Annotated in this window: 10 protein-coding genes; 6 read left to right on the top strand and 4 right to left on the bottom strand. The window is 41.6% G+C overall.

Features of this window, described 5'->3' with window-relative positions; all coding sequences use genetic code 11:
* The first annotated feature begins 67 nt into the window (after positions 1–67).
* From AC13CC_RS04930 to clpX, 4 genes are all read left to right on the top strand, one after another.
* Complete coding sequence (locus tag AC13CC_RS04930; RefSeq protein ID WP_326279841.1) at positions 68–412, top strand: phage holin family protein; 345 nt, start codon at positions 68–70, stop codon at positions 410–412.
* 99 nt (positions 413–511) lie between these two features.
* The gene (tig, locus tag AC13CC_RS04925) at positions 512–1834 is read left to right on the top strand and encodes a trigger factor (protein WP_326279839.1); all 1323 of its coding nucleotides are present in this window, start codon (positions 512–514) and stop codon (positions 1832–1834) included.
* Between the two features lie 90 nt (positions 1835–1924).
* A complete protein-coding gene (gene clpP / locus AC13CC_RS04920; protein WP_014033236.1) occupies positions 1925–2602 on the top strand; it encodes an ATP-dependent Clp endopeptidase proteolytic subunit ClpP in 678 nt (225 codons plus the stop codon).
* Between the two features lie 238 nt (positions 2603–2840).
* On the top strand, positions 2841–4076 hold the full coding sequence (clpX, locus tag AC13CC_RS04915; RefSeq protein ID WP_326279837.1) for an ATP-dependent Clp protease ATP-binding subunit ClpX: 1236 nt from the start codon (positions 2841–2843) through the stop codon (positions 4074–4076).
* Position 4077: 1 nt separating this feature from the next.
* On the opposite strand, the gene AC13CC_RS04910 is transcribed toward clpX, so the two are convergent.
* Both AC13CC_RS04910 and AC13CC_RS04905 read right to left on the bottom strand, forming a co-directional pair.
* On the bottom strand, positions 4078–4620 hold the full coding sequence (locus AC13CC_RS04910) for a hypothetical protein (protein ID WP_482876578.1): 543 nt from the start codon (positions 4618–4620) through the stop codon (positions 4078–4080).
* A 175-nt stretch (positions 4621–4795) separates the two neighbouring features.
* Entirely contained in the window at positions 4796–6310 is a 1515-nt protein-coding gene (locus AC13CC_RS04905; RefSeq protein ID WP_326279833.1) for a GH3 auxin-responsive promoter family protein, read from the bottom strand.
* A 98-nt stretch (positions 6311–6408) separates the two neighbouring features.
* Here AC13CC_RS04905 and AC13CC_RS04900 point away from each other — a divergent pair, with 98 nt between their 5' ends.
* The gene (locus AC13CC_RS04900) at positions 6409–7203 is read left to right on the top strand and encodes a DUF2797 domain-containing protein (RefSeq protein ID WP_326279832.1); all 795 of its coding nucleotides are present in this window, start codon (positions 6409–6411) and stop codon (positions 7201–7203) included.
* A gap of 193 nt (positions 7204–7396) precedes the next feature.
* On the top strand, positions 7397–8731 hold the full coding sequence (locus AC13CC_RS04895; RefSeq protein WP_482876577.1) for a YfcC family protein: 1335 nt from the start codon (positions 7397–7399) through the stop codon (positions 8729–8731).
* A 297-nt stretch (positions 8732–9028) separates the two neighbouring features.
* Here the strand turns inward: AC13CC_RS04895 and AC13CC_RS04890 are convergent, their stop codons facing one another.
* Positions 9029–11734 carry an AsmA family protein gene (locus tag AC13CC_RS04890; protein ID WP_482876576.1) on the bottom strand — a complete coding sequence of 902 codons (2706 nt, stop codon included), beginning with the start codon at positions 11732–11734 and terminating at the stop codon, positions 9029–9031.
* Positions 11735–11770: 36 nt separating this feature from the next.
* A complete protein-coding gene (locus AC13CC_RS04885; RefSeq protein WP_326279826.1) occupies positions 11771–12478 on the bottom strand; it encodes a queuosine precursor transporter in 708 nt (235 codons plus the stop codon).
* Between the last annotated feature and the right edge of the window lie 34 nt (positions 12479–12512).

Genomic DNA, 12512 nt, shown 5'->3' with positions numbered 1-12512 from the left:
TTATTTTCTTTATCTTAAAGGCACCGAAACTCGGTGCCTTTTTTTATTTACAAAATCAATTGAACCCATGAAACTAATCCTAAGACTTTTACTGAATGCCCTAGCAGTTGTAATACTAAGCTACGTATTGCCCGGAGTGGGCGTAGATTCCATGGTGACCGCAATTATCGTAGCCGTTGTGCTCAGTCTGCTCAATTTTTTGGTGAAACCCATATTGATTATTCTTACCCTGCCCATCACCATACTCACTTTAGGGCTCTTCCTCTTGGTGATCAATGCCATAATCATACTCTTGGCAGCCAATTTAATTGACGGCTTCCATGTGGCCAGTTTTTGGTGGGCCATTCTATTTAGTCTGCTGCTCGCATTTTTACAAGCCATTTTGCAATCCATTTTAAAGGAAGACCAATAGAAATCATTTTGTTTGAAAGTCAACGGTTTAAAAAGTTGTCAGCATCACAAAAAAGCATTAGTTTTGCATCCCATTTTTAGAAAGCAAATTAGGTAGGAAATGAATATAACCAAAGAGCAGATTGACGATCTTAATGCAGTTGTAAAGGTTGCCATAAGCAAAGAAGACTATCAAGACAAAGTAGAAAAAATCCTAAAGGATTATAGAAAACAAGCCAATATCCCAGGCTTTAGAAAAGGCCAGGTTCCGATGGGGCTTATCAAAAAGCAGTACGGCAAGGCTGTTTTGGTGGATGAAGTGAACAAACTGCTTCAAGACAATCTGAACAAATACCTTACCGAAGAAAAGTTGGATGTTTTGGGCAATCCTCTTCCAAAACAACAGGACAATTTTGATTGGGACAGGGACAATCTCGATTTTGAATTTGAATTGGGATTGGCACCGAGCTTTGATGTCAATTTAAAGACAAAAAAAGCGGTGACCCAATATAAAATCGTGGCCGACAAAAAAATGATCGAGGAGCAAGTGGAACGTATTCAAAAGCAATACGGAAAATTGATTTCCAAGACCGAAGTGGGCAAAACCGATGAAGTAACCGGTTTCTTTGCCAACGAAGAAGAGGAAATCGATCACAAGGCCACCATCGAAATGGATAAGATCAAGAGCAAAAAAGCTGTTGATGCACTCGTTGGAAAAAAAGTTGGTGACACCGTTACCCTTTCCACAAAAGGGCTTTTCAAGGAAGACTACCTCCTATCCGGCGCCTTGGGCATTGCCCGTGACAAGGCGGACGGCCTAAAAGTCGACGTTACCTTCACCATTGAAGAAATAAACGAGAGAGAACCAGCTGCTTTGGACCAAGAGCTTTTTGATAAATTGTTCGGAGAAGGAAAAGTAACCTCCGAAAAAGAGTTGAAGGATAAAATCAAAGAAGATTCAGAAAAACAATTCGAACAACAATCCGACCAAAAATTGTTGAACGACATTACCGAAAAATTGATCGACGAAACCAAATTTGAACTTCCTTCCGAGTTCTTGAAAAAATGGATCCAGATCAGTGGGGAAAATCCATTGACCGAAGATGAGGCCAAAGAGGAGTTCGAAAAATCGGAAAAAGGACTTCGCTACCAATTGATCGAGGGTAAGATCATACAAGAAAACGAACTTCAGGTCCAGTTTGATGAATTGAAGGAATTCGCCAAAGGATTCATTAAATCGCAAATGGCCCAATACGGCCACATGGATCCCAAAGAAGAGGAATTGGAGAGTGTGGCAGCCAGAGTGATGAGCAATCAAGACGAGGTGAAAAGACTATCCGAACAATTGATGAGCCAAAAACTTTTGGACCTTTATAAGGAAAAGGCCAACCTTAAGGTGAAGGAAGTATCTTATGACGACTTCATCAAGGAAGCATACAGCTAAGGCTTCGCTAAAAGAAAATTAAGTATCTTTACGGTGCCGGAAAGCTAATTTTTCGGCACCTTTTTTTTAAGATAAATCGAGTCAAATCCTATGGATTACGGAAAAGAATTTAAAAAATACGCCACCCAGCATCATGGCATAAACAGCATGTACTATGACAAGCTCATGAGTACCATGTACCCCATGAACATGACGCCAAACATCATCGAAGAAAGGCAAATGAACGCAGTTGCCATGGATGTTTTCTCCAGATTGATGATGGACAGGATCATTTTTATGGGCACGGGCATCAACGATCAGGTGGCCAATATTGTACAGGCACAGTTGCTTTTCTTGGAAAGCGCTGACGCCTCTAAGGATATTCAAATCTATATCAACTCCCCGGGCGGAAGTGTGTATGCAGGTTTGGGCATTTATGACACCATGCAGTTTATAAAGCCGGATGTAGCCACCATTTGTACCGGTATTGCGGCATCCATGGCAGCCGTGCTGCTTTGTGCGGGACACGAAGGCAAACGCAGTGGATTGCCCCATTCCAGGGTAATGATCCACCAACCGCTTTCCGGAGCGCAGGGTCAGGCCAGTGATATCGAAATTGCAGCCCAAGAAGTGCTTAAGATCAAAAATGAGCTTTACGAGATCATTTCCAAGCATTCGGGCCAATCCTTCGATAAGGTATATGAAGACAGCGACCGCGATTTCTGGATGAAGGCTCCAGAGGCCAAAGCCTATGGAATGATCGACGAAATATTAGTGAGAGAAAAGTAGGAATCCCTACAATTGATTAAAAAACAAACTGATTGTCCGCAATCAATCATTTAAACAAAAGTTGTCAGGTCAATCGCAGTAGAGAACTCATTTTCAGTGCGTTGAGTCAAATAACTTCTCGACTGCGTTCGAAGTGACAGGGCAACATGATTGATTATGGATGTTCAATAAAAACAGCCACTTAACGTAGAACAAATCCATTTTTTTTTCGTTATTGTTGGTTGAAGATTAAAATTATATGGCAAAGGAAAATTTGGAATGTTCTTTCTGTGGTAGAAAAAAGCCGGAGACCAATTTATTGATCGCCGGACTCGATGCGCATATTTGCGATAGATGTATTGAGCAAGCCCATAGTATTGTAGCCGAAGAATCCAAGCAATCAAAAAACCAAGATCTATCCTCCGAACTGGTCTTAAAAAAACCTATGGAGATCCATGATTTCTTGGATACATTCGTAATAGGACAAGAAAGAACCAAGAAGGTAATGTCCGTAGCAGTTTATAACCACTACAAAAGATTGTTGCAGCCCAAGGGCAAGGATGATGATATCGAAATCCAAAAAAGCAATATTATTATGGTGGGGCAAACCGGAACCGGTAAAACCCTTATAGCCAAGACCATTGCCAAAATGCTCAATGTACCCCTTGCCATTGTAGATGCTACAGTTTTAACGGAGGCCGGTTACGTTGGTGAAGATGTGGAAAGTATTTTGACCCGCTTGCTACAAGCTGCAGACTACAATTTGGAAAAAGCGGAACGCGGTATTGTTTTTATTGATGAAATAGACAAGATTGCCAGGAAAAGCGATAACCCGTCCATTACCCGCGATGTGTCCGGGGAAGGGGTTCAACAAGGGCTTTTAAAACTTTTGGAAGGCACCACTGTCAACGTTCCACCTAAAGGTGGCCGTAAACACCCCGACCAAAAATTCATAGAGGTAAACACCGAAAACATCCTTTTTGTTGCAGGTGGCGCCTTTGATGGTATAGAGCGTATCATTACCAAACGTTTGAACATGCAAGCTGTTGGGTATAGTGCTTCCAAAGCAGATGAAAACTTGGACCAAGAAAATATCCTTCAGTATATAATACCTAAAGACTTGAAGGAGTTTGGTCTTATTCCTGAAATTATCGGAAGGCTCCCTGTGCTCACCCACATGAACCCATTGGACTCCAAAACGCTTCGTGCCATTTTAACAGAGCCGAAAAATGCCATCATAAAGCAGTACGAAAAACTGTTTGCCATGGATGACATCAAGTTTACCATTACCGATCACGCCTTGGACTATATTGTTGAAAAAGCCGTGGAGTACAAGCTTGGTGCCCGGGGCTTGCGCTCTCTTTGCGAAGCCGTGTTCACCGATGCCATGTTCTCCCTACCCAGTAGTGAGGAAACGGAGTTTAAGGTAACAAAAGGGTATGCCGAGAAAAAGCTCTCTTACGAAACAGTGAAAAAATTAAAAGCAGTCTCTTAATTTAGACTGCTTTTTTAGTAACATTCTCCAATAGTTCCAAACTAATTTCCGAGATAATTTTCTCATCGGAATAAAGGGTGTGCCCAAAATTGGGAACAATCCTTAGATTGGCACCAACACTTTTGGCCCACTTTAACCCGGGCTTGGATTTATCGCACTCTCCGTAAATCAATTGTACATCGGTGGATGCTGTTTGTTCTTCTGCTTCAATGCCAACAGCGGAAATAGCGGTAATCGTTTTTGTTGGCAAGCCCATTAACGAAGCTTTGTAAATAACCGTTGCTCCCATACCAAAAGCTAAATAATGCGCTGGTTGGGTTTCCTTTTTGATCAGGTTGTATACCGCCCTTTGAATTCCATTTTCCTTGAAGGCCCTGTCTATATTTTCCTCTGAGGAAATAGAAACATCAATATTGCCCAATTGTTGACAATCGTAAAAGACAATATCGTAGTACTGTTGAAGATAACCAAAATAAGAGGCTATCCAAAGTCCCTTTTTGGATCCCCATTTGTCTGAAATTATAACAAGCTTTTCTTCTGCCATGATTTTTAATGGTTTTGTGTTTACAAAATGATTTGATAGGGGGAATTTCATCAATAAACGTTGCAAATCCTCTTTTATTTGTTCAAAAGAAAAAATTCCACGGTGAACGGTCCAAATTTACGAAAACGTTTTCGTAAGCCTTGGATGAACGTCATTTTTTTACGGTAAACTGCTCTTATTGCACATTCATTTGGAGAAGCTCCTCGATACAGTTCCTCTCATTGGACAATCTTGGAATTTTGTGTTGGCCACCCAGCTTGTTCTGGGACTTGAGCCACTGATGGAACAAATTCTTACGCGCTACATGTACTTTCGGCATCTTTAAGGTGATGTTGTTATAGCGCTTGGCCTCATAGTCCGAGTTCAGGGATTTAAGGGCATTGTCCAGCATTTCGGTAAAATAGGCAATACTCTTCGGTGGTTTTCTAAACTCTATCATCCACTCATGTGCGCCTTTTTCCTTGCCCGTCATAAAAATGGGGGCGGCGGTATAATCCACTATCTCTGCCGCTGTCTTTAAACAAACCTGCTTTAAGGCTTCCTCTGCATTTTCTATGATCAACTCTTCGCCAAATACATTGATATGGTGTTTGGTACGGCCTGTGATCTTGATGCGGTACGGGTTTTTGGAAGTAAATCGTATGGTGTCGCCGATTTTATAGCGCCATAAGCCTGCATTGGTGGTGATGACCATGGCATAATTAACCCCCTGTTGAACGTCCCAAAGCGGAATGGCCTCTTCTCCTTCCCCATTGGAATCCATCGGTATAAACTCATAGAAAATCCCATAATCCAACATCAGCAAAAGCTCATCGGAGTTGTTTTGATCTTGGATACCGAAGAACCCTTCGGATGCATTATAGGTTTCGTAATAATTGAACCTTTTTCTGGGCAAGAGTTTTTTATACTGGTTCTTATAGGGCGTAAAACTTACCCCTCCGTGAAAATACACCTCCAAATTTTCCCAAATCTCGAACAAGTGGTTTTTTCCTGTTTTCTCCAAAACCTGATTGAGCAATACCAACATCCAAGACGGCACGCCGACCAAACTGGTCACATTCTCACGGATGCTTTCCTCGATAATGGCCTCCAGTTTGGATTCCCATTCGGTCATAAGGGAAACCTTGTTGCTCGGCGTACTACTGTATTCCGCCCAAAGGGGCATATTATCGATCAATATGGCAGAGAGATCGCCAAAAAAAGTCCCGTTATCCTCGTAAAGTTCCTTGCTGCCGCCCAATCTTAAACTTTTCCCTGTAAATAATTGAGAGTTTTCATTGTTGTTGAGGTACAGGCACAACAAGTCCTTGCTCGATTTGTAATGGCAATCCTCCAAGGCCTCGGTACTTACGGGAATAAACTTGCTCTTTGCATTGGTGGTCCCGCTGCTTTTGGCAAACCATTTAATGGAAGTGGGCCAAAACAGGTTCTGCTCGCCCCTACGTGTACGCTCAATAAGCGGGGCAACATCTTCGTAGGTTACAATAGGTACCCTATTCCGGAATTCATCATACTTGGGAAGGTCTTGAAACCCATATTGTTTGCCGATCACCGTATCTTTGGAAAAGTCCAAAAGCTGGTGCAGCACCTCATTCTGAACATCCAAAGGGTACTTTAAAAAAAGCTCTATTTGATGGTAGCGCTTTCTCAATAACCAAGAAGCAATGGAATTGAATAATGGTATTGGCATTTTAGGTATCTTTAACCAAAGAAACTAAGGTTGGTCCAACCGCTAAAATAGCTTTTCTAACACTCATTTTCAAATAAGATAAATACATTCATTTTAATATGGTATACGAAGGAGTACTGAGAAAGATGCGAACGGAAATTGGAAATCCCATTCAATATTTTTTGGTTTTTGAGAACGACTTTATCAATATGAATCAAGGTTTGAACAAGGAACTTCAGATAGATTTTATCAAATTTCAATGTTTAAACTGTGGTGAGGACAAACCTATTTATCGACAGGGGTTTTGTAAGTCCTGTTTTTTTGAAACGCCCCGTGCCGGCGATTGGATCATGAAACCTGAACTGAGTACGGCCCATTTGGACAAAGAGGACCGAGACCTTGAGTTTGAAAAAAAGATGCAGCTACAGCCACACATTGTGTATTTGGCCAATTCCAGTAACATTAAGGTTGGGGTTACCCGTAAATCGCAGGTGCCAACCCGATGGATAGACCAAGGGGCTCACGAGGCCATCGAAATTGTAGAGGTTCCCAACCGTTATTTGGCAGGGATTACCGAGGTTGCCCTCAAAGACCATGTGAGCGACAAGACCAGCTGGCAAAAAATGCTCAAAAATGATATTGAGGATGTGGATTTGGTAGCGTGGCGCAACAAGTTAAAGGCAAGCATCCCAGATGAGGCCATTGCTTATTTTTTGGATGATAAAGAAGAGACCCATTTGGAGTTTCCCGTGCTGCAATATCCTGAAAAGGTAAAAAGCCTTAATTTGGACAAAACCCCAAGCTATAAAGGCGTGCTTAAGGGCATTAAGGGGCAATACCTCATTTTTGAGGACAATACAGTATTCAATGTTAGGGGTAGCGAGGGTTATTATGTAGGGATCGCCTTCAAATAATCCCAGACTTTCCAATTTGAATCCTTAATGTTCGGGGGATATACTTTCCCATTAAAAATAAATCCCTGATTATGGGTGTTTTACGATAAAAACACCTATTTTAAAGAAATATTTCGCTCCCACGTTGTTGATCATGGTTAGGTTTTTAGGGCGTCAACAATATGCCTTTACCATTCTAACCAACACCACCAACATGAAAAACTTTCCCAACGCCTTTGTTATCCTCCTAGGTGTAATTCTCCTGGTTTGGATACTCACTTACACCATACCGCAAGGGACTTACGAAAGAATAGTTGATTCGGAAACCGGTATTACTCGTGTGGTCAATGACTCGTACCAACAAATAGACACAGATAGCCCATCCTTTTTTGACCTTATAGTTTCCATACCTAAGGGAATAGCGGACCGTGCCGAACTAATTGTTCTCATTCTCTTGATCGGAGGCTGTTTTTATATTATTGAAAAAACAGAAACCTTTAATCAAGGATTGGCAAAACTGGTTTCATCCCTAAAGGGAAAAGAAAATTTGGCCCTTGTAATGCTTGCCGGGCTATTTACAGCAGGCGGAGCAACCATTGGTTTACAAGAAGAAGTAGTGGCCCTAGTCCCAATTTTGCTTTTGTTCGGTAAAAGTTTGGGCCACAACGCTTTTACCATGATTTTTGTCAGCTATGGTTCCACTGTAGTTGGTAGTTCCTTTGGTCCCTCTAACCCCTTTGGGATTATCATTGCACAAAAAGAAGCTGCCTTACCTCTTTTGTCGGGGAGTTCTTTACGGCTCGTAGCACTCTTTATCGCCTTTGCCGTATGGTCGGCTTACCTTCTCTATTACGCCAAAAGAAATAGGGTTGAAAAAGTAAAAATGGCCACGGAAAACACCTCGATGAATCTTCGCAACAAAATAATTCTATCGTTGTTGACCCTTACGTTTACCCTTGTTGTTTTTGGGATAATCCGATTTGATTGGGGCTTTAGCGAAATGTCGGGCTGCTTTTTTGCACTAGGTATACTCTCTGGGCTTATTGCGAAAATGGGGTGGAACAAAACTGGCGAAACCTATGTCGCAGGGATGAAAGAAATGGTTTTTGCATGTATCATTATAGGATTGGCCAACAGCATTTCTATCCTGTTGAAAGATGGAATGATCATGGATACCATTGTTTATGGTTTATTTGGACCTTTACAATACCTTCCTCCAGCGGCTTCTGGAGTTCTTATGATGGTTTCACACTCCCTTTTACATTTTCCCGTTCCCAGCTATTCCGGGCAAGCGGTTTTAACCATGCCCATATTGGTACCGCTTTCGGATTTAATAGGGTTATCTAGACAAGTTTGCGTGTTGGCCTTTCAATATGGGGCCATTATGTCCGATATGATCGTACCCACCAATGGCGCATTAATGGCCATAATCGCGATTGCCAAAATCCCATACGACAAATGGTTGAAATTTGCACTTAAACCCACTTTGCTCATGCTTTTGATTGGGGTATTGACCATAATATTTGCTGTAGCCACAGGCTATAATTAGCCCCATTAAATTTACACCGAAGCTGAACATCCTACTCAACTGCCATCAGAGAACAATATGCTCATGTTCATCCTAACAGGTATAAAAACGGAGACAACCCATTACAATCCTTTAATGCAAAGTATAGATGGGATTCTGAAAACCATAGATACCAAAATAAAGGAATAAAAAAGAGGCCGTTCTTGGCTTTGTCAGGTTGACCCCTTCGACTACGCTCAGGATAAATTAAAGTCGAAACCCAATGATTATCAATACATTTTAAATTTCCGACTGCACTTAAACTGACAAATAACTGTCTTATTGGTTTACCGTATCCTTTTTCTTTTTGCCGAGCAGTCCGCCCAAAATGGATTTCGCGGCATCTTTTACTTCGTCCTCCTTTTTGGCCTTTGTGCTATCCGTTGCAGATGTGTCCTTTTTGCCTCCCAATATATTCCCAATGGCTTCCTTAACCCCACCGGACTTGGTCGAAGTCGTATCGGTTTCATCTTTTTTAAAGGCATCGGATAAAAGGTCTTTTGCCTTGTCCTTGCCTTTGTTGATCAATTTTTGTTTTTGCATTTCCACCAACTTGGCAGTCAATGTTTTTACGCTCGACGTTAAATCGGTACTTACAGATGGATTGGTGAAATTACCTCCAATATTTGCGGTTACGGGGACCGTTACCTCTCCCACACTGTCATCGTTAAATTGGGCGATGAGCTTGTTCACTTCGGATCCCAAGTATTTGGCAGGTACATTCAAAGTGGCCGAGTAATTCATTTGCTTGTCGAACGAGTGGCTTCCATTTACATCAATGGCAATATCCTTGTAATTTAAGGTAAAGGGTTTCACTTTAACCGAACCATTGTCAAAAGTCAACGCAGTTTTAAGCCCGTCCAAATTAATTTCCTTGGTATTTAAAAAACTAAGCTTACTGTCCAAAGCCGATACCAAGGGTGCTTTTTGGGTGTCTACCGTTGGATTTAGGAGCTCTGCCAAAAGGTTACCGGAGATGGTGGCCAAGTTCGGCGTAAAATCATCTTGTAAGTTACCCGATATTTTTATGTCCGAATTGAGCTTCCCGTTCAATGCACTGGCCAAAGGCGTCAATACTTTAAAAAGTTCCAATCCTGCAAAAGATTCTCCAATATTGAAATTGTTCATTCCAAGACTCATATCAAATGTTGAGGCCTCTTGCTTGGTTGATACAGACCCCGATAAGCCCAATGTGCCCCCGAATAAGTCCGAAGTAAGGTTTTTTACCGTGGCCGTTTCATCTTTGATGACCAAGGTACCTTTAACGTTTTTCAGGTTAAGGTTATCGTACACCACCGTATTGGCAACAGCCTCGATGGTACAATCCAAAAACGAGGGTATTTTGATGCGTTCCTCCCCCGTTGGGGCCGATTTTTCTTCTTCTGAACCTTCCGTTTCCACCGCTTCGGTTTCCTCTACCATAAAATCGTTCAGGGCAAACTGATTGGAAGCCAATGTAAAGTTTCCTTCAATATTTTCATTGTTGAACATAAAGCCCAACAGATTGGTCAATGTTCCTTTGGCATCAAAATCCGTACTTCCTGTTTTTCCTTTAAAAGAATTAAGGGTTACCGTATTCGGGTTGAAGGTGACCGCGGCAGTGTTGATAGTCACCGGATTTTTAAGTTCTTCCGAAGCATATTCAAAACCAGATACCGATGCTTTTCCGCTGGTCTTGGTATTCTGGTACTGCTTTTTTTCCAAAGAAGCCATGTCAAAGGCCGTGGTGACGTCGGCACTCAATATTCCTTTAAGATTATAATCATCCGGCACGGGATAGGCTTTGGAAATATTCGCCAAGTTGATTTTACCATCCATGTGGGCATTTACCTTGGTATTGCCCATTAATTCGCGGATTTTTGCGTTCAAGTTGAATTTATCCTCATCAATAAGAAAGGACAACCTGTTAATGTTCACATAAGTGTCTTCGGTGATTCCCGTTTCGTTGTTGATTTCGGTATCGATATACACATTGCGCACTGATTTGGGCAAATCTGGATATTTGAACGATGCATTGTCCGAGTTGATCGCAATTTTGAAGGTTGGAATATGCTTATCATCCACCACACCCTTAAATTCACCCCTCACCTCAAAATTTCCAGTGGTCTGTACGTTTTCAATATTTGAAGCATAGGCTTCAGGAATTACGGCCAAAAAGTTTTTGAAGTCCGATGATGGTGTCTCAAAAGTTATATCCACTTCTTGATTGTCTTCGTTGACCTTCACAAAACCATCAAACACCAAGGGCAATTGGTTGATCATGGCCTTGTTTTCCAAAAAAGTGTATTTGTTCTCGCTCAAATCGATCCCGATCAGTGCATCCAAATTGATTTTGTTCTTGTTCAGGTAACGGGTACTGTCCATTTCAAAGGACACCAAAGCATCGGTAAGGGTCTTCAGTTCCGATTTTCGCAAGGAAAGATCGCCCGTTCCCGAATGGTTCATCTCGGAAATGTCCAAGATCATTCCGCTGGCCAAATCCTCATAAATAATTTCGGAATTGGTTATGGCGTAGGAATCCATGTTCAGCGTAAAGTTATTGCTGGATGCCTCGGAAGTTGTTGAGGCTGTTTCTTCACTTTCTTTGGCAATATCGTAGTTTGCGTTGCCTTCGGCATCCGCTTTGATGTGCAGCTTGGCGCCATCAATATTCAGCGTTTTAATCACAATAGGTTCATCGGCAGATTTGAACAGTTCTTTGATGGACATGGCCAGCGCAATCTCCGAAGAGGAGAACAAGGTATCGCCCTCAAAAGGAGCCTTGTTGACCAAAGAGAGCTTGGTCAGTTCAACATTCGCATTTGGAAAACTTCTGAGAAGACTAAGGTCTGCCTTTTCGAAATCCAAGGTCGCGTTTATGCTGTTGTTTACTTTTGTTTTGATGATTTCTTCAATTTTACCTTGAAGAAATAACGGGACGGCAATGATTATTGCTAGTAGGACAAGTAGGGTTATTGCGGTAATTTTTAGGACTTTTTTCTTCATACTTGTATGTTTTACAACAAATTAAAGGAGAAGTTGTCAATCCAAAGAAATTTCTTCCCCTATTTTTAAGTTAAATCTTTTTCGCATAAGATATACGAAAAAATAGAGCAAAGGGGTGTCGAGCAGGGCAATCATCATCTTAAAAATAACACCGCTGATCAACAATCCGTAGAATTTATCCCAAGGAAGCACACCAAAAATGCACAATAGCCCTACAACCGTAAAAGTATCTATAAACTGGGATGAAAAGGTTGAAAAATTGTTCCTGAGCCATAACATCCTACCATTTGTGATCCGTTTCCAAAAGTGATAAATGGTAATATCGATGTATTGAGCCCCTAAATAAGCCAACATCGAAGCCAATACACCAAGGGGCGACAAACCAAATACAGCAGTAAAAGTCGCATCATCCACAGGTGATGTTGGTATAGCGCTGGAATAATTGGCCAACAAAATGATGCCCATGGAGAAAATCGAGGCAAAAATACCTGCCGTTACCACCTGATTGGCTTTTTTTTGCCCGTAAATCTCGGAGACCAAATCGGTGATCAAAAAAGTGATTGGATAGGGTAAAATTCCCACCGAAAGTTCAAAAAGCGGTGCCCCGAAAACGGTAACATCCCCAAAGGGGTTCCAAGAGAAAAACTTTTGGAAGATAAGGTTGGACACCACCAAAGAGGTGATGAACAATGCTCCTAGGTACAGATATATGGAAAATGCTAACTTCTTGTCCTTTTGCGTCATAAATAGTTTAAAAGTTCAATAAAGAACTATTGTA

The organism is Flagellimonas sp. L-11 (genome assembly GCF_056857735.1).
The sequence above is the reverse complement of the archived record's forward strand: the minus strand, read 5'-3'. Positions and strand labels throughout refer to the sequence as shown.